Source organism: Uliginosibacterium sediminicola (genome assembly GCF_039631295.1).
GTDB lineage: Bacteria > Pseudomonadota > Gammaproteobacteria > Burkholderiales > Rhodocyclaceae > Viridibacterium > Viridibacterium sediminicola.
On record NZ_JBDIVE010000008.1, the window covers coordinates 126381 to 150682 of the forward strand.

21 protein-coding genes are annotated in these 24302 nt (G+C 65.2%); 6 read left to right on the forward strand and 15 right to left on the reverse strand.

The features are described from left to right. Positions 1-211: 211 nt before the first annotated feature. On the reverse strand, positions 212-1624 hold the full coding sequence (gene aspA, locus ABDB84_RS14555; RefSeq protein ID WP_345920475.1) for an aspartate ammonia-lyase: 1413 nt from the start codon (positions 1622-1624) through the stop codon (positions 212-214). A 124-nt stretch (positions 1625-1748) separates the two neighbouring features. Here aspA and ABDB84_RS14560 point away from each other — a divergent pair, with 124 nt between their 5' ends. Both ABDB84_RS14560 and ABDB84_RS14565 read left to right on the forward strand, forming a co-directional pair. Further along, positions 1749-2657 carry a LysR family transcriptional regulator gene (locus ABDB84_RS14560; protein WP_345920476.1) on the forward strand — a complete coding sequence of 303 codons (909 nt, stop codon included), beginning with the start codon at positions 1749-1751 and terminating at the stop codon, positions 2655-2657. 183 nt (positions 2658-2840) lie between these two features. Continuing rightward, a complete protein-coding gene (locus tag ABDB84_RS14565) occupies positions 2841-3278 on the forward strand; it encodes a hypothetical protein (RefSeq protein ID WP_345920477.1) in 438 nt (145 codons plus the stop codon). On the opposite strand, the gene mltB is transcribed toward ABDB84_RS14565, so the two are convergent. The 4 genes from mltB to ABDB84_RS14585 are packed head-to-tail and all read right to left on the reverse strand — an operon-like array spanning position 3265 to position 8215. Further along, positions 3265-4302, reverse strand: coding sequence for a lytic murein transglycosylase B (gene mltB / locus ABDB84_RS14570; RefSeq protein ID WP_345920478.1), 1038 nt, complete (start codon positions 4300-4302; stop codon positions 3265-3267). The two genes, ABDB84_RS14565 and mltB, sit on opposite strands and share 14 nt — an antisense overlap. Before the next feature lie 14 nt (positions 4303-4316). Beyond that, the gene (locus tag ABDB84_RS14575) at positions 4317-6278 is read right to left on the reverse strand and encodes a transglutaminase TgpA family protein (RefSeq protein ID WP_345920479.1); all 1962 of its coding nucleotides are present in this window, start codon (positions 6276-6278) and stop codon (positions 4317-4319) included. Further along, entirely contained in the window at positions 6271-7266 is a 996-nt protein-coding gene (locus ABDB84_RS14580) for a DUF58 domain-containing protein (RefSeq protein WP_345920480.1), read from the reverse strand. Before ABDB84_RS14580 ends, ABDB84_RS14575 begins: the two co-directional genes overlap by 8 nt. Positions 7267-7273: 7 nt before the next feature. Continuing rightward, positions 7274-8215 carry an AAA family ATPase gene (locus ABDB84_RS14585; RefSeq protein WP_345920481.1) on the reverse strand — a complete coding sequence of 314 codons (942 nt, stop codon included), beginning with the start codon at positions 8213-8215 and terminating at the stop codon, positions 7274-7276. Between the two features lie 175 nt (positions 8216-8390). Between ABDB84_RS14585 and ABDB84_RS14590 the strand changes: the two genes are divergently transcribed. Next, a complete protein-coding gene (locus tag ABDB84_RS14590) occupies positions 8391-10004 on the forward strand; it encodes an NAD(P)-binding protein (RefSeq protein ID WP_345920482.1) in 1614 nt (537 codons plus the stop codon). A gap of 25 nt (positions 10005-10029) precedes the next feature. On the opposite strand, the gene ABDB84_RS14595 is transcribed toward ABDB84_RS14590, so the two are convergent. The 5 genes from ABDB84_RS14595 to ABDB84_RS14615 all read right to left on the reverse strand — a co-directional run bounded on the left by ABDB84_RS14595 (position 10030) and on the right by ABDB84_RS14615 (position 15759). After that, positions 10030-11259 carry an MFS transporter gene (locus ABDB84_RS14595; RefSeq protein ID WP_345920483.1) on the reverse strand — a complete coding sequence of 410 codons (1230 nt, stop codon included), beginning with the start codon at positions 11257-11259 and terminating at the stop codon, positions 10030-10032. A gap of 5 nt (positions 11260-11264) precedes the next feature. Beyond that, a complete protein-coding gene (locus ABDB84_RS14600; protein ID WP_345920484.1) occupies positions 11265-13715 on the reverse strand; it encodes a DUF4962 domain-containing protein in 2451 nt (816 codons plus the stop codon). A gap of 121 nt (positions 13716-13836) precedes the next feature. Further along, the gene (locus tag ABDB84_RS14605; RefSeq protein ID WP_345920485.1) at positions 13837-14286 is read right to left on the reverse strand and encodes a PilZ domain-containing protein; all 450 of its coding nucleotides are present in this window, start codon (positions 14284-14286) and stop codon (positions 13837-13839) included. Between the two features lie 88 nt (positions 14287-14374). Next, complete coding sequence (locus ABDB84_RS14610) at positions 14375-14767, reverse strand: YchJ family protein (RefSeq protein WP_345920486.1); 393 nt, start codon at positions 14765-14767, stop codon at positions 14375-14377. Between the two features lie 2 nt (positions 14768-14769). Then, entirely contained in the window at positions 14770-15759 is a 990-nt protein-coding gene (locus ABDB84_RS14615) for a serine/threonine protein kinase (RefSeq protein ID WP_345920487.1), read from the reverse strand. Positions 15760-16133: 374 nt separating this feature from the next. Here ABDB84_RS14615 and ABDB84_RS14620 point away from each other — a divergent pair, with 374 nt between their 5' ends. Together ABDB84_RS14620 and ABDB84_RS14625 are read left to right on the forward strand one after the other, a co-directional pair. Then, entirely contained in the window at positions 16134-16550 is a 417-nt protein-coding gene (locus ABDB84_RS14620) for an NfeD family protein (RefSeq protein ID WP_345920488.1), read from the forward strand. 36 nt (positions 16551-16586) lie between these two features. Further along, positions 16587-17507, forward strand: coding sequence for an SPFH domain-containing protein (locus ABDB84_RS14625; protein ID WP_345920489.1), 921 nt, complete (start codon positions 16587-16589; stop codon positions 17505-17507). Positions 17508-17542: 35 nt separating this feature from the next. Here the strand turns inward: ABDB84_RS14625 and ABDB84_RS14630 are convergent, their stop codons facing one another. Further along, the gene (locus ABDB84_RS14630) at positions 17543-18037 is read right to left on the reverse strand and encodes a hypothetical protein (RefSeq protein WP_345920490.1); all 495 of its coding nucleotides are present in this window, start codon (positions 18035-18037) and stop codon (positions 17543-17545) included. A 94-nt stretch (positions 18038-18131) separates the two neighbouring features. Beyond that, a complete protein-coding gene (locus ABDB84_RS14635) occupies positions 18132-18920 on the reverse strand; it encodes an SDR family NAD(P)-dependent oxidoreductase (RefSeq protein ID WP_345920491.1) in 789 nt (262 codons plus the stop codon). Between the two features lie 130 nt (positions 18921-19050). Here ABDB84_RS14635 and edd point away from each other — a divergent pair, with 130 nt between their 5' ends. After that, positions 19051-20874 carry a phosphogluconate dehydratase gene (edd, locus tag ABDB84_RS14640; RefSeq protein ID WP_345920492.1) on the forward strand — a complete coding sequence of 608 codons (1824 nt, stop codon included), beginning with the start codon at positions 19051-19053 and terminating at the stop codon, positions 20872-20874. Positions 20875-20881: 7 nt separating this feature from the next. Here the strand turns inward: edd and ABDB84_RS14645 are convergent, their stop codons facing one another. Genes ABDB84_RS14645 through ABDB84_RS14655 form a run of 3 tightly spaced genes read right to left on the reverse strand, consistent with a single transcriptional unit; the run spans position 20882 to position 24263 of the window. Beyond that, a complete protein-coding gene (locus tag ABDB84_RS14645) occupies positions 20882-21703 on the reverse strand; it encodes a hypothetical protein (protein ID WP_345920493.1) in 822 nt (273 codons plus the stop codon). Then, positions 21700-22785, reverse strand: a complete 1086-nt coding sequence (locus ABDB84_RS14650) for a bactofilin family protein (RefSeq protein ID WP_345920494.1) — start codon at positions 22783-22785, stop codon at positions 21700-21702. The genes ABDB84_RS14645 and ABDB84_RS14650 overlap by 4 nt, the downstream gene beginning before the upstream one ends. Next, positions 22782-24263: a glycosyltransferase family protein gene (locus tag ABDB84_RS14655; protein ID WP_345920495.1), complete on the reverse strand. Its 1482-nt coding sequence runs from the start codon at positions 24261-24263 to the stop codon at positions 22782-22784. Before ABDB84_RS14655 ends, ABDB84_RS14650 begins: the two co-directional genes overlap by 4 nt. Positions 24264-24302: the final 39 nt, after the last annotated feature.

A 24302-nucleotide genomic window follows, 5' to 3' on the forward strand; every position in this document is an offset into this window, starting at 1 on the left:
GCTCTGGCCCGTGAAAATCCTTGACCTGCGAGAGCCGGATTTTCATTTTTTGCCATGTATACAAGACGGGATGCGGCGGATCAAGTAATTTTTTAACAGATCGTGTGAGGGTTCATGTTTTTGCGTAAAAACCTTCAGCGTCAGCGCTTCGCTCACAGCCATCCGCGCAAGCATTGTTTTGCTGTGCGGATGGCTGTTTGCCCTGGTCAGCTCAGCGCAAGCCGATGGGTGCGCGTGGCCGGGTCAGCACATCGGGCTGCAGGATTTCATCGAGCTGGGCGCGGCTGAGCAGCCCGCGTGCCAGCACCAGCTCATAGACGCTGGCACCGCTGAGCAAGGCTTCTTGCGCGATTTCGGTGGCATTGGCGTAGCCGATATAGGGATTCAGCGCGGTGACCAGGCCAATCGAGTTCTCGACGCTGCGCCGCAGTTGCTCGCGATTGGCGCTGATGCCGCGCACACAGCGCTCGGCCAGGGTCAGGCAGCCGGCGCGCAGGTGGGCGACGCTCTTGAACAGGCTGTGAGCGATGATCGGCTCGAAGGCATTGAGCTGCAGTTGCCCGGCTTCGGCGGCGAAGCTGATGGTGACATCGTTGCCGATCACCTCGAAGGCGATCTGGTTGACGACTTCCGGGATCACCGGATTGACCTTGCCGGGCATGATCGAAGAACCAGCCTGCATCGGTGGCAGATTGATCTCGCCGAGGCCGGCGCGCGGCCCGGAGGCGAGCAGGCGCAAGTCGTTGCAGACCTTGGAGAGCTTGACCGCGACACGCTTGAGCACGCCGGAGAGCTGCACGAAGCTGCCACAGTCCTGGGTGGCTTCGACCAGGTTGGGCGCGGTCAGCACCGGAATGCCGGTGATGCCGGCCAGATGCTGGCGGACCAGGCCGGCGTATTCCGGGTGTGCATTGATGCCGGTGCCGATGGCGGTGGCGCCGAGATTGATCTCACAGATCAGCAGCGATGCTTCGCGCAGGCGGGCGATATCCTCGCTGAGCATCTCCTCATAGGTCGAGAATTCCTGGCCGAGCGTCATCGGCACCGCGTCCTGCAGCTGGGTGCGGCCCATCTTGAGCACATCGGCGAATTCGCGCGCCTTGTCGCCAAAGGCATCGCGCAGCACCTGCATGGCGGCGATCAGCTGCTGCACGCCGACATAGCCGGCCAGCTTGAGCGCGGTGGGATACACGTCATTGGTGCTCTGGCTCATATTGACGTGCTCGTTGGGATGCAGCTGGGCGTAGTCGCCGCGCGCATGGCCGAGGATCTCCAGCGCCCGGTTGGCGATCACCTCGTTGGCGTTCATATTGGTCGAGGTGCCGGCGCCGCCCTGGATCACATCGACGACAAAATGCGCGTGCAGCGCGCCGCCGCGGACTTCCTGGCAAGCCTGGATGATCGCGCTGGCACGGGTTGCGTCGAGCAGGCCCAGCTGCAGATTGGTCTGCGCCGCAGCCTGCTTGATCGCGGCGAGCGCCTTGATCAGCTCCGGGTAAATGGAGATCGGTGTGCCGCTGATCGGGAAGTTTTCAATCGCGCGCAGGGTGTGCACACCGTAATAGGCGCTGGCCGGCACGGCGCGTTCGCCGAGCAGGTCGTGTTCCAGACGTTCCGCAGTCATGATGCATCCTTTGTGGTTGGGGGTGTCTGGATACTAGGAAAATTAAGGCCAAGCCTGTACATTTGATGCATTAATTGCATGATGAGCGCCATTTTCCGAATGTGCGCCGGGCCGGGAGGGCGCGATGCAGGTACGCTGGCTGGAGGATTTCCTGAGTCTTGCCGATCTGCGCAGCTTTGCGCGGGCCGCGACACAGCGCAATATTTCGCAGCCCAGCCTGAGCCGTCATCTCCAGGCGCTGGAAGACTGGCTGGGCGTAGAGCTGGTCGATCGTCGCGAGCACGGCGTGCAGCTGACGCCGGCCGGGCGCATCTTTCGCGGCTTCGCGGCCGAACAGCTCAAGCGCACCTATGACATGCGGACCTTGTTGCGCGGCCAGGCGCCAGCGCAGCAGGACGCGGTGCGTTTTGCGGTGGCGCATACCTTGTCGCTGACCTTCTTTCCGCGCTGGCTGCGCGGCATCAAGGAGCAGCTGGGCAATGTGCTGGCCCGCGTCAGCGCGGTGAATGTGCCGGAAGGCGTGACCGCCCTGGTCGAGGGCGCGGTGGATCTGCTGATCATCTACCACCACCCGCAGCTGCCGGCCTTGCTGGATGCCGAGCGCTTTCCCTTTGTCAGCCTCGGTGTTGATCGCATGCTGCCTTTTTCGGCGCCGCGCGAAGACGGCCGGCCGCGCTACGCCTTACCGGCACAGGCGGGCCAGCCAGCGCCCTTGCTGGCGTATGCGCCGGGGTCCTATCTGGCGCACGTGGTCGAGACGATCCTGCTGGCTGCGGCCGAGCGCGCCTATCTGGAGCGTTCTTTCGACACGCATATGTCCGAGGCCCTCAAGGCGATGATCGTCGAGGGGCATGGCTTGGGCTGGTTGCCCGAGAGCTGCGTCGCCCATGAGCGCGCCGAGGGGCATCTGGTGGAAGCGGGCACGGCACAGTGGCGTTGCTCGCTGGAGGTTCGCCTGTATTGCGCACGAGACAATCAGAACCCGCTGGCGCAGCGCATCTGGTCACAGTGCGCTGCTGCGCCACTTGCATGATGCCGGCCGGATGATCTGCGTTCTGCTTAAAAGAACGCTATGCTGCAGTTTGAGCACAGGTGCGGCACTTGCACCGGTTTTTGCGCCAGCGCAGTTCCGGTGTCATGCTGGACGGGCACACTGCAGGCTGGGGGCGCCTGTGTGTGGGGCCAAGGGGAGAGGGGTCGCGGCAATGGGGAAGACATGAATAAGATCCACGGACACTGCCGGATGCAACAGGAAGGCCGCATTCTGCACGCCTGGGTGCAGGGCCCCTGGAATCTGGATCTGGTTCTCTTGTTCCGTGAACAGGCCCAGGCCTTGCTGCCGTCGCTGGCTGCGCAAGGCGCCTGGGGCATGCTGATCGAGTTCGATGGAGATGCGGTGTGCCCGCTCGACGCCACCCTGGCCATCCATGAGATGGCGGAAGACCATTCACGCAACTGGCAACGCGCCGCCACCGCCTATGTGGTCGGCCCGCAGGTCGGTGGTTATCAATTCATGAATCGCGTCTGGCATGGCATCTACCAGCAGGTCGGCAGCTGGGCGAGCTTTGATGCCCTTGACCCGGCGCTGGACTGGCTCAACGACCAGCTCGATGAACTCGAGGCGCCGCAGTCGCAACGCCTCAGCGGCGGCTGATGCCGCTCGCTGAGCGCAAGGCCTCGGCCAGATCCTTGACCGACATGGCGTAGAAGCTGGAGCGGTTGTAGCGTGTGATGACGTAGAAATTCTGCAGACCCAGCCAGTACTCGGTGGCCTCGCCAGGGGTGACCAGATCGATCAGCGCCGCTTTTTCGCCATTTGCCAGTTCTGCCTGGCTGCTCACGCCAGCTTGGCGCAGCGTATCTGCTGAGAGACTGGGTGTGAAGCCGGCGGCGAGCAGTGCGCTGGCGTCGCGGCCATCGGCGAGCGTGGCGCGCAGCGCAATGCGGCCATCGCGTTGCCAGCCGTTTTCGGACAGATAGCTGGCGACACTGCCGATCGCATCAGCCGCGCTATTGCGCAGGTCGATCACGCCGTCGTGATCGAAATCCACCGCAAAAGCGCGAATGCTGCTCGGCAGGAACTGCGGCAGACCGATGGCGCCGGCATACGAGCCCTTGAAGTCGAGGGCGCTGACGTGGCGCTCATGCGCCAGCTGGAACAGTGATTCGAGCTCGCGGCGGAACAGGTCGGCACGCGGCGGGTAATCGAAAGCCAGGGTGGCGAGCGCGGCGACCGTGCTGAAGCTGCCGGTATTGCGGCCATAGACGGTTTCGACGCCGATGATGGCGGCGATGATCTCGCGCGGCACGCCGTACTGCGCCTCGGCGGCAGCCAGTGTGGCGGCATTGTCGCTCATGAAGCGCTGGCCGTGGCTGATGCGGATCGGCTCGACAAAGCGCGCGCGATAGCGCTTCCAGGAGCGCACCAGAGGATTGGCCGAGGGCTTGATCAGATCGATCACCTTGGGCACCGGCGTGACCTCGGCGAGCGTCTGTTCGAGTTCGGCGCGTGGCAGGTTCAGGCGCAGGCTGACATCACTGATGAAGTCCTGCACATCCTGGCGCAGCAGGTAGCTGCCCTTGCCGCCGGGCGCCGGTTCGAGCGGGGTGTTCTGGGCGCAGGCCGAGGTGCCGAGCAGGGCGGGTAGCAGGCAGACAAGAGCAAGAAGCTGACGCATGGACCGTGGTGATTTCAAGTGGAGCCCAGGCTGGCGCTCAGGGTTTTGATGCGCGCACGCAGCGTGCTGATGTCGTCTGCATGGGCGGCGAGCTTGCCGTAGCGCAGGCGCGCGTAAAGCTCGGCAATGCCCTGCAGGTTATCAGCTTGTGCCGGATATTGCAGGCTCAGCCGTGCGGCATAGGCGGCCGGCGTCTCCCAGCTGTGGCGTGCATGTCCACGCCGCGCCATCTGCTTGCAAAAGCGCTGCCAGCTGCGATCGAGCGCATCGGCACGCGCATATTTGGGGGCCAGGCGCCAGATCAGCCACAGCAACCACAGCCCGGCGCTGCCGGCCATCAGGCTGACCAGCATGCGCCAGTCGGCGTCGGCAAAACCCAGGCTGCGCAGCATTGCCATCTGGCGCTGGGCGTTATAGCCGAGCACCCACAGATTCCAGGTATTACCCAGCGCTTCCCAGCGGTAGCGCAGATTGCGCAGCCAGCCGATATCGGTGCGCACCATGAAGGGCAGGGCGTCGCTGGGCGGCAAGCTGCTCTCCAGACCGCGTTCGTCAATGCGTCGCGGAAAGCTCTCGGCGGTCGGGTCGACGCGTAGCCAGCCGCGTTCGGGCAGCCACACTTCGGCCCAGGCATGGGCGTCGGACTGGCGCACGACCAGGGTGCCATCGAGCGGATTGACTTCGCCGCCCTGATAGCCGGTCACTACCCGCGCCGACAGACCGGCCGCGCGGGCGAGCACCACGAAGGCCGCCGCAAAGTGTTCGCAGAAGCCGCTGCGGGTGACGAACAGGAAGTCATCGACGCTGTTGCGTCCGGTGGGCGGCGGCGACAGCGTGTATTGCAGGCTGCGGCTGCGCATCAGATCGATCACCGCACGCAGGCGTTCGGGGGCGCGTAGCCAGCGCCCGCCGATTTCTTCGCCGCTGGCGATGGCACGCGGATTGAAGCCCGGCGGCAGGCGCTGCATGATCTCCAGCAGCTCCGCTGATTCATTGAGGCCGACCACGATGTCCGGGTAGGAGCGCAAGTTGTAGCGCGTGCGCTGGCGCACCGGCGCACTGGCGATCAGGCCGTTGTCGTAGCTGAAGCGCCCGCTGTCACTGCGCAGCGGGTAATCGAGGCTGAGCAGCCAGCGCAGATTATTCGGCTCCAGGGTGATGCTGTAATCCCAGCTGCGGCCGATTTCCTCGTAACTGGCGCGGCTGCGTGGCGGCGCCAGCAGCGGCCTCCATTCTTCGCCATTGAACAGTCCCAGCACCGGGCCGCGCCAGTAGCGCTCGGCCGGCGGCGGAATGGCGCCCTTGAAGCTGGCACGGAAGGCGATGCCACCGGTTGGCACCAGCTTGCTGATGCTGGCGCTGTCCATGCGATCCGACAAACCCGTGCTGCCCGTATAGGCATCCAGCGGCATGCCCCACAGCGGCCCTTCGATGCGCGGGAAGAGCAGGAATAGCAGCAGCATCAGCGGCAGGCCGAGGCCGAGCAAGCGGCCGCCCAGACGCAGCGACTCGCCGAGCGGCAGCGCCGGGCGCTGGGTGCGCGCGGCGCAGGCGATGGCGAACAGGCTGGCAGCACCCGCCGCGATGGCAACGATGGCCGACTGCTCATGCAGGAACATGCCGACGATGAGGAAGAAGGCCAGCAACAGGGTGACGCGGATGTCGCGCGTGCGCTGCGTCTCCAGCAGCTTGAGCGGCAAGAGCTGGCACAGCGCGGCGAGCCCCGGCAGGCGGCCGACCGGATTGCCGTAGGCAAACAGGATCAGCGCCAGCGCCACCAGGGCCAGCGGCAGCTGTACCAGACGGCGCGGCGTGGCGCGATCCTGCCAGGCCAGGGCCGCGCGCCAGCCGATCAGCAGCGCCGCCAGCAGTGACAGATACCAGGGCTGGAACAAGGCATAGGGCCATAGCGTGATGGCGGCCAGCGCGCAGAGCTGCAACTGCAGCGCTCGCGGAATGCGCGCGGCCTCAGTCATGCTGCGCCTCCGCATGGGCGAACAGCGCCAGCGTCTGCAGACAGAGCAGGTAGTGGCTGGCGTCCTGTGCGGCGTCCAGCTGTACGCCGGGCAGCTGCAGGCTCACCCGCAGCTGCGCCGTTTGCGCTTGCAGCAGCCATTGGCAGAGCTGGGACAGGCGTGCTTCGACATCCAGCGCGGCGGGGAGCTGCTGCCAGCTGAGCGCGAGCTCGGCGTAATCGAGTGGCGTGAAGTGCTTGACCAGCAGGGTGCCGTCGCGCGCCGTGCGGCGCCAGGCGATGCGCCCGGGCGGGTCGCCTGGACGATGTTCGCGCAGGCCGGCGAATTCCTCCTCGGCGAGCGCCAGCGGCTGGCGGGCATCCTGCTGGCCGCTGGCGCCACCGCTGGGCAGGGGCAGATCGCCCGCCGGCTGCGGATAGACGAGCAGCTGCGCATCCGGCTCGATATAGCTCCAGGCGCGCACCCAGCCCAGCGGATAGCGCGTCTCGATTCGCAGTCGCCCGGCGCGCAGCCAGCCACGCCGCTGCGCCGGCAGCGCCATCGGCGAGGCGAGCGTGCCGCTGTGGTCTATGCTCAGGCGTTCGCTGCCGGCCGCATCGAAAATCTGCAGGGCATAGCGGCGCTGTTCGCGCGGGCAATCGAGCTGTACGCGGAATTCCGCCATCTCGCCGGCAAAGCAGGGCTCGCCGGGCTTGAGGTGGATGCGCAGGCCGACCAGGTTATGCCAGGTGGCGAGGATGTGCGCCACGCCGCTGCCAGCAATCAGGAAGGTGAAGGCATAGCCCAGCGAGAGGTTGTAATTGATCGCCGCCAGCAGCATCACCACCAGCATCACTACCACGCCGAGGCCGGCTGCGGTAGGCATGACATAGACGCGGCGCTGCGGCAACACGATCGGTTGCCGCTCGGGTCCGGGCACGCGCTGCATGAGGCGGCGCGCGCGCTCACGCCAGGCGTTCAGGTGCTTGTTGAGGCCAAGTGCAGACACGTGCGGCTCAGGGCAGGGCGACGGCTTCGATCAGTTGCCGCACGCGGGCACCAGCACCGGCACCCGCGCCTTGCAGGCGGTGGCCGGCGACGCTGGGCAGCACGGCCTGCACATCGTCCGGCAAGACGTGATCGCGCCCGGCCAGCAGCGCCCAGGCGCGGGCTGCGGCGAGCAGGCCGATGCCGCTGCGCGGGCTCAAGCCTTGCGCCACGCCGGCCATGCTGCGGCTGGCAGCAAGCAGGCCTTGCACGTAGTCGAGCAGGCGTTCGCCGACATGCACGCTGCTGCAGGCGCGCTGCATGACGAGCAGCTGCTCGGCCGAGCACAGGGGCTGCAGCTGCACCAGCAGTTCGCGGCGGCTTTGCCCGGCGAGCAAGGCACGCTCGGCCACCGCATCCGGCAGGCCGATGCTGATGCGCATCAGGAAGCGGTCGAGCTGCGATTCGGGCAGCGCGAAGGTGCCGATCTGGTGCGAGGGATTCTGCGTGGCGATGACGAAGAAGGGCTCGGGCAGCGCATGCGCCTTGCCATCGACGCTGACCTGCTGTTCTTCCATCGCTTCAAGCAGGGCGCTCTGTGTTTTCGGCGTGCTGCGATTGATTTCGTCGGCCAGCAGCACTTGCGAAAAGATCGGCCCCGGATGGAAGCGGAACACCTGCTCGCGCGCATCGAAGATCGACACGCCGAGCAGGTCGGCGGGCAGCAGATCGCTGGTGAATTGCACGCGCTGGAAGCGCAGGCCCAGGGTCACCGCCAGGGCGTGGGCGAGGGTGGTTTTGCCGACGCCTGGCTGGTCTTCGATCAGCAGATGGCCACGGGCCAGCAGGCAGGCCAGCGCCAGGCGCAAAGGTTGCGGCTTGCCGAGCACGATCTGCTCGAGCTGGGCGAGGATCTGGCTGGCCAGCTGACTGCTGTGGGCGATATCGGCGTGCTGGGGACCTGCGTTCATGGATGAAACCCTGTTTGTGTGGCGGGATGAAAACTGCATGGGCTGCGCGTGGCGCATGGCAATTTTCAGGATTATTGACCATGAGCAGAAACTATGGGGGCTTCCCGGCCTACTGTGGCTGCGCCTTCCGCTGAGCGGAGGCCCAGACATGCGCCAGTTTGCCGGAGACAAGAGAATGAACAACCCCTTTGCCAGCAGGCAGCCTGCCCCACCAGCGTCGCTCATCGCTGACCGTGGCCTCAAACCCAGTTATGTCAAACGCTTGCCGCCCTGTAATGGCGTCTGTCCGGCCGGCGAGGATACGCAAGCCTGGCTGGCCTTTGCCAGCAAGGGCGAATACGAGACGGCCTGGCGCGTGCTGACCGCGCAGAACCCGCTGCCGGCAGTGATGGGCCGCGTTTGCTATCACCCCTGCGAGGGCGCTTGCAATCGCGGCAAGCTCGACGAAGCGGTGGGCATCAATTCGGTCGAACGCTTCCTCGGCGATGAGGCGATCAAGCACGACTGGCAGTTTGCCTTGCCCGAGCAGGAATCGGGCAAGCATGTGCTGGTGGTCGGCGCGGGGCCCTCGGGCCTGGCTGCCGCCTACCATCTGCGCCGTCTCGGGCATCGGGTGACGATTCGCGAGGCCGGCCCGCTGGCGGGCGGCATGATGCGCTTTGGCATTCCCAAATACCGCCTGCCGCGCGAAGTGCTCGAAGCCGAGGTGCAGCGCATCGTCAAGATGGGCGTCAAGCTTGAACTCAATACCAAGGTCGAACGCATTCTCGACGCCATGAAGGAAGGTTTCGACGCCGCCTTCCTGGCCGTCGGCGCACACATCGCCAAGCGCACCAGCATTCCGGCCGGTACGTCGGCACGCATCCTCGACGCGGTGTCGGTGCTGCGCAGCATGGAGGGCGAGGAGATGCCGATGCTCGGCCGCCGCGTGGTGGTCTATGGCGGCGGCAATACCGCGATTGACGTGGCGCGCACCGCCAAGCGCCTGGGCGCCACCGAGGCGATCATCGTCTATCGGCGCACCCGCGACAAAATGCCGGCGCATGATTTCGAGGTCGAAGAGGCGCTGCAGGAAGGCGTCATGATGAAGTGGCTGTCGACCATCAAGGAAGTCGGCGAAGGCGCCATCACCGTCGAAAAGGTAGTGCTCGATGAGAGCGGCAAGGCCGTGCCGACCGGCGAATTCGAGACCCTGGCGGCTGACTCGGTGGTGCTGGCGCTGGGCCAGGATGTCGATTTGTCCCTGCTCGACGAGGTGCCTGGCCTGAGCATCAAAAATGGCAGTGTGGAAGTGGCGGAAAACATGATGACCGGCTACCCGGGCATCTTCGCCGGCGGTGACATGGTGCCGTCGGAGCGCACGGTGACGGTTGGTGTCGGCCACGGCAAGCTGGCGGCCCGTCATATCGACGCCTGGCTGCGCGGCGTCAAGCATGTGGTTGCGCCGCGAGCCGAGATGGCCTCGCTCGACAAGCTCAATACCTGGTACTACAGCGATGCGCCGCAGTCGGTGCGGCCGATGCTCGATGTGCTGCGCCGGCAGAGCACGTTTGACGAGGTACAGGGCGGGCTCGATAGCGAGACGGCGCTGTTCGAGGCGCGGCGCTGCATGTCCTGCGGCAACTGCTTCGAATGCGACTGCTGCTACAACGTCTGCCCGACCCAGGCGGTGATCAAGCTCGGGCCGGGCAAGAAGTTCGAGTTCAATTACGAGGCCTGCAACAACTGCGGCCTCTGCGCGGGCGAGTGCCCCTGCGGCGCGATCAAGAACGAGCTGGTCGGCGCTTGAGCTTTGCCCTGCGCCGCAGACCGCATCAGGGCTGCGGCGGCTGACCGAGGCGCTGGCGCCGGGTCAGTTCGGGGAAGCTGCGCATCCACACGGCGACCACCACCAGGGTGCCGATGCCGCCGACCAGGACTGACCACACCGCGCCCCACCAGGCGGCGGTGACGCCGGACTCGAATTCGCCGAGCTGGTTGGAAGCGCCGATGAAGATCGAATTGACCGCGCTGACGCGGCCACGCATGTCGTCCGGCGTTTCCAGCTGCACCAGGGACTGACGGATCACCACGCTGATCATGTCGGCGATGCCGGTGACGAACAGCGCCGCCAGCGACAGCACGAAGGAATGCGACAGCGCGAAGATGATGGTGCCGACGCCGAAGATCGCCACGGCGCCGAACATGATCTTGCCGACATTGCGCTCGAAGGGGTGACGGGTCAGCCAGATCGAGGTGAGCAAGGCGCCTGCCGCCGGTGCGCCACGCAACATGCCCAGCCCGAGCGGGCCGACCATCAGCACATCGCGCGCAAAGATCGGCAGCAGCGCCGTGGCGCCGCCGAGCAACACGGCAAACAGATCCAGCGAAATGGCGCCGAGCACGGCCTTGCGATGCCAGATGAATTGCACCCCGGCAAACAGGCTCTGCAAGCTCACCGGCTCGCGTCTGAGCGTTTGTTGCTGTTCCAGACGCATCAGCCAGAAACAGCCGGCCGACACCAGCGAGAGCAGCGCGCACAGCGCATACACCACGCTGGCACCCAGGGCATACAGCAGGCCGCCGAGTGCCGGGCCGACGATGATTGCGAACTGTGTGCCGGATGAGGCAAGTGCCAGCGCACGCGGCAAGTGCTGTGTTGGCACGGTCAGCGGTGCCAGCGCTTGCTGGGTCGGCAACTGGAAGGCCTTGGCGGTGCCGATCAGGAAGGAGCAGATGAGGATCAGCTCGCGATTGATCCAGTGCTCATGCGTGCTCAGCAGCAGCACGCCGACCAGCAGCACTTGCAGTGTCAGGCACAGGCTGAGGATCAGGCGCCGTTCGTAGCGATCAGCCACATGACCGACCACCAGGGTGAACAACAGTGCCGGCGCAAACTGCACCAGGCCGACCAGGCCCAGATCCATCGCGCTGTTGGTCAGATCGTACATCTGCCAGCCGATGGCCACGGCCAGCATGTTGTTGGCCATCGAGGTGAAAACGCGCCCCAGCCAGAACAGCAGGAAGGGGCGATGCTGGAATAGAGGGAAGTCCTGGCCTGCCACAGTGTTCAGAATTTGAAGTCCAGCAGTGAGCCGCTTTCGCGCTGGGTGATCGTGATGCGGCGGGTTTGCGGCGACAGGTCGAACACGATCTGGTTGTTGTCCGAGTCATAGCGCCAGTCCGCCGGATTGACGCCGGTGACGCTGCGCGGTGCCGTGGCCTGGCTGACGCGCAGGGTGGTCGCCTGCGGCTGGCTGATGTCCAGGGTGATGATCTTGCCTTTGAGGCTGATGTCGATATCCAGCGGACGATCTGCGTCCAGGCTCAGCCAGTTCGATTTGAGGCGCCGTGCGGCAACGACCACCAGCTGCGCTTCCTGTTCGTCACGTTTGCCGATCCAGCCGGCTGCGCCGTCGATCTCGATGCCCTCGGCACGGATGCGCTGTTCGTCCTGGCGTGCGATGTAGACGCGATCTTCCTTGCCATCGCGGGTCAGCGCCAGGGCAAAGCCGCGCGAAGCGGGCAGGCTGCGCGCACTGGCGTCTTCCGCCGAGACATCCGCACGGTGCGGATAGAGCAGGCTGAAGAAAGCTTGATCGCGCGCGGCATTGAGGGTGCTGGCGCTCACATGCCATTCATTGGGCATGCGTTGTTCGTAGCCCGGCGCGACCGGCGGTGTGAAAGCATCGGTCTGCTTGAAGGCAAGCTGGCCCGGTGCCGGCCAGAACAGTTGCACATCGAGGCGCGCCGCGTTGCGAGCGATGCCGATGCTGTTATGGCTTGCGTCGATGTTCATCTTGTCACGCGCGTGCAGCAGCCACTGGAATTGCGCCGGCGCTTTGGCACTCAGCTCATCGAGCATCACGAAGTAGCGCTTGTCCACGAAGAACACATGGCGCAATGCCTGATTGGCCTGCTGGCTGTAGGCCTCGCGTGCGTCGCCGGTGGTGAAGGTGAAATGCTCACCCTGCACAAAGCGCGTAATGCGCCCGCGGGCCGCGGCCGACTTGATCGGCTGCCCCTCGCCATTGATCAGGATGGCGTTCTTGGCGGCGGTGCTGCGCGTCCAGCCCTTGTGGTGCGGGCTGTCGTACCACTCGCGATAGCCCGAGGAGATCGCCAGCGGCTCGCCGAAGGCATTGATCACAAAGCTGTTCTGGTCGGCAAAGCTGTGGCTGGCCGAGCCGTAAGGGCTGGACTTGAAGCCGAGCATGATGTCGTTGGCCTTGTCGCCAAAGTTCGAGTGCATCGCCACCCAGCCAATATCGTCGAAATAGCGGCTGGCCGGCAAAGCCTTGAGGCCGATCTCCTGCAGGCTGGTGCGGCGCGTGCGGAACACCTGCAAGAGGGTGTCGATGGCATTGAATTCGTAGTAGCTGAAGCCGCTCGGGTAACGCGGATTGAGCGTGTGGGCGTAGCCGTAGAGATAAGGGTCTTGCAGCAACAAGGCGAACTTCTCGACCAGCATGGCCATGCTCGGCGAGGGCGCCATCACATTGGTCAGGTCGCCAAAGGAGCTGGCCGCGTAAGGCTGCTGGAAGTAGCTGGCAAACCACGCCGTGTTGCGGAAGAAGGGACGCTGCAAAACATCGTCGAAGCCCAGCAGTTGCATCGCTTCGAGAAAGCGCAGGTGCTGGGTCATGCCGGTGGACCAGTAGTTCAGGCCCTCGGCCCAGCCGCCTGCATCGCCGCCCCACACCGGGAACTGGCGCAGGTAATACTCATAGCTCCAGGCCAGCCAGGCCGGCGCTGCGCTCGATTCGTGATACAGCGCCAGACCGCCCAGACCCAGGGTCGAGATGAAGCGCAGCGGATGGCTCAGCGAATTGTCGGGCGCACTCGGGCGGCTCAACGAGAACTTCGGCTGGATGCGATCAGCCAGCAGTTGCAGGCGTGCCGTCAGCGCTGCGCGAACCGTCGTGCGCTCTTCCGGCGTCAGCGCGTTCCAGGCCCAGTCGTAGGCGAAGATCATCGGCCGCAAGTGCTGGATGAACAGCTCGTCATTGGTGCGCAGCACTTCAGCATCGATCTTCCAGCTGGCCAGATGCAGCAGCCAGCGTGCGGCTTCGCGGCCGTAGCGCTGTTCGCCGGTAAGCTGCCAGGCCAGCGCATAGCGCCAGGCCATATTGCCGGTGTCGTTGGCAATGTTGTAACCCTCGCGCCAGGCTTGCGAGCCCTCTTGCGTGCCATTCGACACCGCCAGCGGCTGCGCCGGCAGCGCTTTGCCGTCGATGGCCGGAATCAGCTGCTTGAGCATGGTGCCGCCGTCACCTTCGCGCGGCAGCACCTGCGTGGCGAACTGTTTGAATGCGGATAGCTCCTCAGGTTTGAGCAGCAGGCGCGGATGCTGATCCTGCAGCTTGGCCGAGAAGACGGCGATGCGCGCCTTGACGATGTCGCCATCGGACTCAGCGGCTAGCGCAGCGTGTGAAGTCAGGAAAGTGAGACCGAGGGCCAGCAGCAACTGGCAGGCACGTAGCACGCGAGGCGCGCTGATCAGCATGGAGAGGGCGAGCATGATTTCCTTGGTGTGCGAGCGGCGCAGCAATCAGGGCGCCGTGGCGCGCAGCCGTGATACGGGGGTCCGCAATATAGCATTCGTCCCTGTGCTGAAGGCGAAGTTCCATCAGGCTGGCGACTCAATCGCCGGCCGGTGGCTGAAAACTCGGAAAGTCGGCAGCGTATTTGCCTATCCATTCGGTGGCGGCTGAATGGCCGTCGAGCAGCCGGCCTTCGCGACGCAGCACCTCGTTGCGATAGTGCTCGATGTGGCAGATCTGTTCGACCATGCGCGCCGCGTAGGCATCTTCCTCCTGCATGAACTGGATCCCCAGCTCGTGCCGGCCATCGCACTGGCGGCACCACACCACACGGCCGGCCGCCTCGAAAGGCGGCGAGACGCAATCGATGCAGACATTGACCGGCGTGCCAATCTCCAGCGCGTACTCGATGCGACAGGCGAGGCCGCCGATGCAGACATCCTTGAGCGGCGCATGGCGTTGCTCGGCAACAGCCATGACCTTGATGCGGATCGGTATATCCGTGGGGTGGCGCAGATAAGCGCGTGGTCGTGGCGATGTGACGCCCATGAACGGGATGTCTCGCAGGGAGAGGGAAGCGCATTATGGCGGCATGCCAGGATTTTGAATATTGCTGTCAGCCCCAAGCCGCGCGGCCTCATTTCTCGCGCATTACCCCGTCCACATAGAACCAGCGCCCATCCTCCAACACGAAGCTGCTCAGCTCGTGCATGCGCTGGGCGCGGCCGCCAATGCGGAAGCGCGCCACGAATTCGACCTCGGCGCGCTCGCCCTGGGTTTTTGCGGCGAGTACCTGGAGGCCGATCCACTGCGCGGCATCGCCGCTCAGATCCAGCTCGGCCGGGCGCGTGCTGGGGTGCCAGCTGGCCAGCACATAGTCCGCCAGGCGCAAGGCGTAGGCGCTGTAGCGTGAGCGCATCAGCGCTTCGGCGCTGGCTGCCGGCGTGCCGGCGTGCAGCGGCGCGCAGCAGCTGGCATAGGGCCCCTTGCCGCAGGGGCACGCGGATGGGGTGTTGGTGCGAGGTTTCATGTTCAGAAATCAGCAGGTTCCAGGGGTTCTTCTTCCATCGCGGCGATCTGTTCCTTGAGTTCGAGGATGCGATCCTGCCAGTAGCGCTGGCTGCCAAACCAGGGGAAGGCGCGCGGGAAGGCCGGGTCCAGCCAGCGACGGCCGATCCAGGCGGCGTAGTGGATCAGGCGCAGGGTGCGCAGCGCTTCGATCAGCTGCAGTTCGCGCAGGTCGAAATCGCGGAACTGGCGATAGCCGCGCAGCACGGCGCCCAGCTGCAGGGCGCGGGTGTCGCGCTCGCCGGCGAGCAGCAGCCACAGGTCCTGCACCGCCGGGCCCATGCAGCTATCGTCGAAATCGACAAAGCACGGCCCCTCGTCCCACAGCACATTGCCGGCATGGCAATCGCCGTGGATGCGCAACTGCTGCACCGCGCCGGTCTGCGCGAACAGCGCCTTGACGCCTTGCAAGGCGCGCTCTGCGGTGCCCAGCCAGGCGTCGCGGATGTCGGCGGGCAGTAAGTCTTGCGCAGCGATCCACTGCAGCGCCTCGCTGCCGAAGCGCTCGACGCTGAAAGTCTGGCGCACGCGGTAGTCCTGCTGCTCGCCGACGAGATGGCTGCGGGCGATGAAGCGGCCCATCCAGCGCAGGGTGTCCAGATCGCCCAGCTCCGGCGCACGGCCGCGCATGCGCGGGTAGAGCGCGAAGCGGAATTCGCCATGGCTGTGCAGGCTTTGCCCACCGAAGTTCAGGGGCGCCGCGACGGGAATTTCCGCTGCGGCCAGTTGCTGGGTGAAGGCATGCTCTTCGAGGATCGCCGCATCGCTCCAGCGTCCTGGCCGGTAGAACTTGGCGATCAGCGCTGGCGCATCTTCGATGCCGACCTGATAGACGCGGTTTTCGAAGCTGTTGAGCGCGTGCAGGCGCCCGTCGGTGCGCACGCCCAGACTGTCGATGGCGTCGAGCAGCGCATCGGGCATCAGTTGGGAAAATGGCTGTACAGCGTCGCTCATTACAGGCTTTCGGCTAGGTTAGGGCGTGTTCACAGTAGGCGAGGGGTTGCGCTCGCACGCAATGGGTGCAGGGCAAGGCGCGGCGACGCTGGCAGGGTAGTCTCCTGGCGAGTCGCCGCAACGCAGCCATGCGCCCATTTCGTCCGAGCCCTTCGGGTTGAGGACTATGGCCTGCGCTACTGCGTTGCGCTCCTTGTGCGGGGGAACCACCCCGCACCGCGTCGCACGCCTTGTCCCGCAAGCCATAGTCCTCAACGCAATCCCCTCGCCTACTGTGAACACGCCCTAATTCCCGAGTGTACATGCTGTTGGAAATCTTGCAGGAGTAAGCTCTGGCTTGCGATCAATCCGGTCGCCTCGAAGGGAGTGCATGAATGATTTATTTCTGGCTGATTGTGGCGGTGCTCGCCATCGTCTGCGAAATGTTGAGTGGCACTTTGTATCTTCTCGTCATCGGCCTTGCTGCCGCCTGCGCAGCCGGGCTCGCCTGGTTCGATCAAAGCCTGGTCTTGCAGCTCTTCGCTGCTGCGCTGCTGGCCTTGCTCGGCGGCCTGCTGGTGCGCAAATACCGCAGCCCGGCGCGTGCCGACATGGCCGCCGATCTGCACGGCAAGGCCGAGGTTGCCAGCATCGTGGCGCCGGGGCGCTTGCGTGTGCGCTGGCGTGGCACCGAGTGGGAGGCTGAATGCGCGATCGGCTCTGCTCTTGCGCCGGGCGATGCGGTGAGCATCCTCAGCCAGCAAGGCAATGTCCTGCAAGTGGTGGCGTTTGTGCCGCCCCAACAGCAATAAGGCCGACCGGCCATCACATTACGGAGATTCTCGATCATGATCCAAATCGCATTCGCCCTGGCCTTGCTGGTGGTGGTTTTCTTCTTCGTCGCCCAGGCGATCCGCATCGTGCCGCAGCAGACGGTGTTCATCGTCGAGCGCCTGGGCAAGTTCCACGAGCAACTGCATGCCGGTCTGCATTTCCTGGTGCCCTTTATCGACCGCGTGGCCTATCGTCACTCGATCAAGGAAGTGCCGATGGATGTCGCGCCGCAGATCTGCATCACCAAGGACAATACCCAGGTGCACATCGACGGCATCCTCTACTACCAGATCACCGATCCGCGCCTGGCGTCTTACGGCACCGCCAATTACGAGTTCGCCATCGAGCAGCTGGCCAAGACCATGCTGCGTTCGGAAGCGGGCAAGCGCGAGCTCGACCTGCTGCTCGAAGCGCGCAGCGAGATCAATCAGGCCGTTGTCGCGGCGCTTGACGAAGCCTCTGGCGCCTGGGGCGTCAAGGTGCTGCGCTATGAAGTGAAGGACATCACGCCGCCGGAGAGCATCCTGCAAGCCATGGAATTGCAGATCAAGGCGGTGCGCGAGAAGCGTGCGGTGATCGCGCGTTCCGAAGGCGAGCGGCAGGAGCAGATCAACCGTGCCGAGGGCGCCCAGCAGGCCGCGGTGATGACGTCGGACGGCGAGCGTCAGGCGGCGATCAACCGTGCCGAGGGCGAGGCGCGTTCCATTGCGCTCGTCGCGGATGCTACGGCATCAGCGATTCGCGTCGTTGCCGCAGCAATCCAGAGCGACGGCGGCGACAAGGCCATCCAGCTCAAGGTCGCCGAGAAATACGTCGAATCTTTCGGCCAGATCGCCAAGACCGGCAATACGGTTGTCGTGCCGGCCGATCTGGGCAATATGGCCGGGCTGATCAGCGCGGCGATGAGCATTGTGGGCAACAAGCCGGCGAGCTGATCGAAGCCGGCGGGCGGGCGCAAGCTGCGCCCGCTTCAGCCGCCAGCGAGCAGGGAGGCCACCGCGCTGCTTTGCTCGGCGCTGAGCTTGAGTTCCTTGACCAGCTTGCCCAGCGAACCGGTGGCCGTGGTGATGGCACCCGACATGGCCTGGATCTGTGAGCGCAGCGCCTGCACGGCGGCGTTTTTCTGCTCTTCCGTCTGGTTTTGCGCCGACTCGGCGGCAGCCAGCTTTTCTTGCAGCTGTTTGAGCTGCTCTTTCAGCTGACGAATCTGCTTGATGCTGTTCTTGATTGAATCGGGCAAGTCGGCCTTGTCGACATCCTCGTTGGCATTTTTCTTCGCCCCGGCTTTCTTGCTGTCGGCGCTCGCCATGAGGAGCCCCATCGACGAGAGGCTCACGCGCACGCTGCCCTTGTCAGCCTTGGTGCTTGTGCTTTGATCGAGCTTGGGAAGCGCTGATACCGGCAGGCTCGCGGTGATGCTGCTGTCGAATGATGTGTCGATGCTCGTGCTGGAGATCGGATTCATGGCTTTACAAGACAGTCGTTACTGCCAGGCTTAACGGCAGCCTGGCCGCATTTCTGAAGCCAGGCCGGATCGTGCGAGGAGGCTTCAAGCATGCTCAAGGCATGTATTGCCCGCCATTCACATCGAGGATCTGCCCGGTGATGTAGCCGCTCATCGCGTGCGAGGCGAAGAACAGGAAGGCGGGTGCCATTTCTTCAGCCTTGCCGAAGCGCCCGAGCGGGATGCCGTTGCTGATGCGCTGGCGTACTTCATCGTTCTTGTCGGCGTGGAAGGCGGTGTCCACGGTGCCGGGCGAGACGATGTTGAAGCGGATGTCGTCTTGTGTGTGGTAATCGACCCAGTTCTTGTGGATGTTGTGCAGCCAGGCTTTGGCCGCGCCGTAGAGCGAGGCGCCGGGGCCGCCGCCGGTGTGGCCGGCGATTGAGCCGACCGAGATCACGCTGGCGCTCTGGCCGCTGGCCTTGGCCGAGGCGCGCAGATGCGGCAGGGCGGCGCGGGTGGTCATCAGCACCGAGCGCATGTTGAGATCATTGACGGCGTCGAAGAAGGCGTCGTCGATCTCGGGCAGCGGCTTGCGGCCGACCAGACCGCCGGCGTTGTTGATCAGCACGTCGATGCCGCCGAAGCGGGCGACGAAATCGTCGACGAGCTTGGCGCAAGCTGCGCTGTCAGCGAGGTCGGCAGCGAAGAATTCGGCTTCGCCACCATCCTTGCGCAGGTCTTGCAGGATCTCGGCGAGCTCGGCAGGCGCGCGGCGCGCGTTGAGACCGACGTGCGCGCCCTGGGCAGCGAAGGCGCGTGCTGCAGCCAGGCCGATGCCCATGCTGGAGCCGGTGATGAGGACACGTTTGTGGGCAAGATCGGGGAAGTGGGCAGCGCTCATGGTGTGCAGAGGATGTCTGTAGAGGAATGCCGCAATCTACCATTCACGCGCGGTGTGGGGTAAGTCACGGTAAGCTATGGCATGGGCTTCGCTTGCCCACTTTCGTTCCGATTCATACCGAGGTGTCCCCATGTCCGTTCATGCCAAGATCGCTGCCGCGACCGAAACCATCATCGAGCGCAGCCGCGAACGTCGCGCGCGCTATCTGGCGCGGCTCGATGCAGCCATCCCCGGCTCGCCTTATCGTGGCCAGCTTGGCTGTACCAATCTGGCGCATGGCTTTGCGGCCAGTCCGGCCGATGACAAGTTCCGCATCAAGACGATCAAGGCGCCCAATCTGGGCATCATCACCGCTTACAACGACATGCTCTCGGCGCACCAGCCGTTTGGCGACTACCCGGAGCTGATCAAGGCGGCCGCGCGCGAAGTCGGCGCCACAGCGCAGGTTGCGGGCGGCGTGCCGGCAATGTGCGATGGCATCACCCAGGGTCAGCCGGGCATGGAGCTGTCGCTGTTCTCGCGCGACGTGATCGCCATGAGCACGGCGATCAGCCTCTCGCACAATATGTTCGATGCCGGCCTATGCCTGGGCGTCTGCGACAAGATCGTGCCGGGTCTGCTGATGGGCGCGCTGCGCTTTGCGCATCTGCCCTTCATCTTCGTGCCCGCCGGCCCGATGCCGACCGGCATCTCCAATGACCAGAAAGCCAAGGTGCGCCAGCAGTACGCGGCGGGCGAAGTTGGCCAGGACGCCTTGCTCGAAAGTGAGGCACAGTCCTACCACGCGGCGGGTACCTGCACCTTTTATGGCACCGCCAACAGCAACCAGATGCTGATGGAAATCATGGGTCTGCACCTGCCGGGCAGCGCCTTCGTGCCGCCGGGCACAGCGCTGCGCGAAGCGCTGACGCGTGCGGCGACCCAGCGCGCGGTGGAGATCACCGTCGGCAAGCCGGATTTCGCGCCGATCGGTCGCGTGGTCGATGAACGCGCCGTGGTCAATGGCATCGTCGGCCTGCTGGCTACCGGCGGCTCGACCAATCACACCATGCACCTGGTCGCTGCAGCACGCGCGGCCGGCATCCTCATCGACTGGAGCGATTTTGAAGCGCTCTCGCATGTCGTGCCGCTGCTCGCCAAGGTGTACCCGAACGGCAAGGCCGACGTGAACCAGTTCCACGCCGCAGGCGGCATCGGCTGGGTGATCCGCGAACTGCTCGATGCGGGCCTGCTGCACGAAGACGTGCAGACGGTGGTCGGCAACAGCCTGCGCCCCTACGCCACGGCGCCGCGCCTGGAAGGCACGACCCTGGGCTGGCACGCGCTGCCGCAACAAAGCGGTGATGAGGGCATTCTCGCGCCGGTCAGCAAGCCTTTCAGCGCTGACGGCGGTCTGCGCCTCCTGCAGGGCAATCTGGGCCGTGCGGTGATCAAGGTCTCGGCGGTCAAGCCCGAGCATCGCAAGATCACGGCGCCGGCGCGCGTGTTTGAAAGTCAGGACGCTTACCTCGCGGCTGCGCGCGCCAAGCAGCTTGAATGCGACTTCATCGCCGTGCTGCGCTTCCAGGGCCCGAAGGCGATTGGCATGCCCGAGCTGCACCAGCTCACGCCGACGCTCGCCAATCTGCAGGACAAGGGCTTCAAGGTTGCGCTGGTGACCGATGGCCGCATGTCGGGCGCTTCCGGCAAGGTGCCGGCGGCGATCCATGTCTCGCCCGAAGCGGCGGCTGGCGGCCCGCTGGCCCGCGTCAAGGATGGCGATCTGATCGAGCTCGATGCGGACACGGGCAGCCTGCGCTTCCTCGGCGAGCAGGCCGAATTCGATCAGCGCACGGCGGCGACGTTTGACTTGACAGCCATGCAGTACGGCATGGGCCGCGACATGTTCGGCCATTTGCGTGCCTGCGTGAGTGCGGCGGAAGAAGGCGCTTCGGTGCTGACCTTGGAAGACTGAGGTCCGCTCAGGCTGGCCTTGCCGGGCGTCGCGAGCGATGCAGCAAGGCCGGCCAACTGAGCACCCAGGTGTAGAGCGCACCGAACATCAGTACATCAAGCAGCGGCCCGCAGGCGAGGAACAGCAGCGGGATCACGGCGGTGCTCAGCTGGCTGATCAGCAGGCAGTGCAGCACCAGCTTGAGCGGCAGGCTGAGGATCTGGTAGGCGATGATCAGCAGCGTGGCGAGCAGGCGGTTGAACAGCCGCCGTTCGCTGAGGTAGTAGCCGGCGGCCAGCAGGCTGGGCGTGAGCAGCAGCCACAGCAGCGAAAAATCCACCAGTGATTGCGTGTGACGCAGAACGTCCCAGCTGTAGTGATCAGCTTGCAGCTTGATCAGTGCGAGGCTGATGCCATGCGTCACGCACAGTGCTTGCACGACCAGGCGCGCCGGAGTGCTGCGCATGGCCAGCGCGAAGCAGAACACGCCGGTGATGATCACCGCATGCAGGCTGAGTACGAACCAGTCGGCAGCGGCCACGCTGATATCCAGGCCGAAGCGCATGGCCAGGGGCAGTTGTCGCAGCAAGAGTTCGTCTTCGACCAGCGACAGTTCAATCGAGAGTGCGCGCAAGAGCTGGGTGCTCAGCTGCGCCTGAAGCTGGCTGATTGAAGGCAGGGCCAGCAGCAGCATGAGGCTGATGAACAGCGCCAGCAATACCGCCTGGGCAGCGCGGCGGCCGGGCGTCAGGGGCGGCGTCTTGCTGCGCAGCGCACGCAGGCGGCCGGTGGCGGCCATCAGCGCCGAGCTTTGTTCGTCTGCCGGTTCGAGTGAGTGAGGGCCGTTCATGTGCGGGCGCTCTCGGCACAGACTTCGCCGCGCTGGATGGCATGAATCGCACCATGCACGATGCAGCCCTCGTGGATCTGCAGCTGGCGGGCGATGATTGTACTGGGCCGGTTCGGCGTGCCGACGATGGTTTGACTGCCCAGGCTCAGACTACCTGCGCAGCGAATCGGCCCGGCCAGCAGGCAGCATTCGCCGACGCGCATCTCGGCATCGCATTGGATGGCGCCGTGGATGTAGGCGTCGTGATGCACCACTAGTTCGCCCATCACATGCAGCTCGCCCCGTAACTGGCTGCCGGTGCCGACCAGCAGCGAGCCATTGACGATCAGGCGCGCCTTGAGCTGGCGTGCCGGCGGAATGCTCAGATCGCCGTCGACCAGCCAGCGGCCATCGCTCATCTGGCGGGCATGCGCGGGTAGCTGCATTTCCAGGCAGCGCAGCGGCGCCGCCGGGCGGCGCTGGCCGAAGCTGTGGCCAAAGCGGATCCGCGCCGAGAGCAGGCGCTCGAAGCGGGCACGGCGGGCCAGCACGATCTCCTGCCCGGCGCTGGCACAGCCGGCGAGAATGGCGCCTTCGGCTACATCGAGGCGATTGCCGGCGTGAATCCACTGGCGCACGCGTGCCCGCGGGCCGATGACTGCATCGCGCCCGGCCAGTGCGGTGCGCAGCACCACGTTGTGGGCGATGTTCAGCCGCGCCTGGGCATAGACCAGGCGATCGCAGATCAGCTCGCCGGGAATGTCCAGATGGCCCACCGCGAGCAACTGGGTGCGCAGACGCCGTGTCGAGATCTGCAGGTGCTCGGACAGGTAATCATGCGGACCGAGGATCATGAACAATGCGCCGTCCTCACGCGCGCCACGGATCAGGCCGTCGCGTTCGGCGTGTTGCAGCAGATCGCTGAAACTCTCCTGCACGCGCTGCAGGCTGGCCCGCGCCGGAGCATCCCAGGCCGCGCCGATGGGCCAGATGCGCTCGCCAGCGACCGCTACGCCAGCGCGCCAGCGCGATAGCAGCGGCCACAGCGGCAGCAGCAAGAACAGCAGGGCAAGCGGCAGGAAGCTGGCGGCCAGCAGACTCATGTGCCGACTCCTGATAGCTGTGAATGTTCGCTGCTGATCATCGCAGCCTTTGGCTTGATGCCCAGCAGCGCGCACAGTGTGCCGCGTCCGCTGGCCAGCAGGTCGAACAGGAAGACGATCGGGCTCAGCGCCATCAGCGGCGTGGTGTTGCGCCCGCAATAGGTCCGCGTGAGCACGGCACTGGCCGGCAGCGACTGCGGGCGTCCGTTGAGCCCATAGGCGCTGAGTGCGCACAAGGCCAGGCCGCAGGCGGCGGCAAGCCCCTGATCGAGGAAGAACATCGTCAGGCTGGCGCTGGCGAGCAGCAGCCACAACAGGCGCATCAGGCTGTCGGAGAGGCGGCCCAGCTGCGCCGGATGTGGTGCGCGCAGGCCGGGTTCGGCATAGCGGTCACGCGGCGTGCGGGCATTGAGCGCCAGCCAGTTGCCGCGTTGCTGCCAGGCGCTGCCGCTATGCCCGATGGCGACATACTCGTGACACAGAGCGATGCGATAGGCTTGCTGGGTGAGCTTGGCCAGCAGTTCGATCAGCGTGGTGGGTGAGAGCACGTCGATATCATGATCGCTGGCCGCCGAACGGCGGATGCCCAGCAGGGCCATGCCGGGCGGGATGTTGCGGATCTCTTCAACAGCCAGGTTGCCGCGCTGCAGACGTGTCAGGCGTTGCGCCAGGTCGCCGTGCGGGCTCTCGGTATCGGGCAGACAGTCGAGCAGGGCGCCCAGCGAGGGGTCGAAGAAGCGGCTGGCACAGGCGCGGATCAGATGCGGCGCGACGCTCTGTCTATCGTGCAGGGCCAGCAGGATCTCCCCGGCGCCGTGCTGCAAGCCAGCCTGGAAGCAGCGCTGGCTGGTGTCGCCGGAACGGCCTGCGGGCAGCGCCAGCAGACGCCCGGCCCAGTCCTTGGCGACGGCTTCGAGCACGCTTTGCGTGGCGCTGTCCTGTGTTCTGCACAGGGCCAGCACACGTAGGCGCTCAGCCGGGTAGTCCGACTTCTGCAGGCTGGCCAGCATGCTGGCCAGGCGCTGCGCGTCGAGGCTCTCGAAGACGACGGTGAGCAGCGGCCAGGGGGCGAAAGGCAGATGGCTGGGCGCCAGCGGCGTGCCGGAGAGCAGGCGGGCAAGGCTTTGCAGATTGTCACGCAAGAGCTGGAAGGCGAGGAACAGCAGCACAAACCAGAATCCCAGCTTGAACAGCTTGCCCGCGTCACTGTTGGCAAAGGCCGACTCATCTTCTGTGATCGGGCGCAGATGCAGTGTGCGCGATAGCTGCAGACTGAAATCGCTTGGCTCGTGCTCGTCCGGGAACAGGAAGTCCGGCGATGCCGGCTCGCGCTGCAGTTCCGCGTGCTGCGCCAGTTGCAGTCGGAGTGGGGCTTGCGCTGCGCTGGTCCCTGCGAGCATGCACAGGCAGAGCGCACAGCCTGCCAGGCGCAGGGTGCGCAGCAGGAAGTGCGCTGTGGCGTGCCAACTGTGTCTCATCTATTTTTATTGGGATCAGGTCTGGCGCCGCGCCTGGGT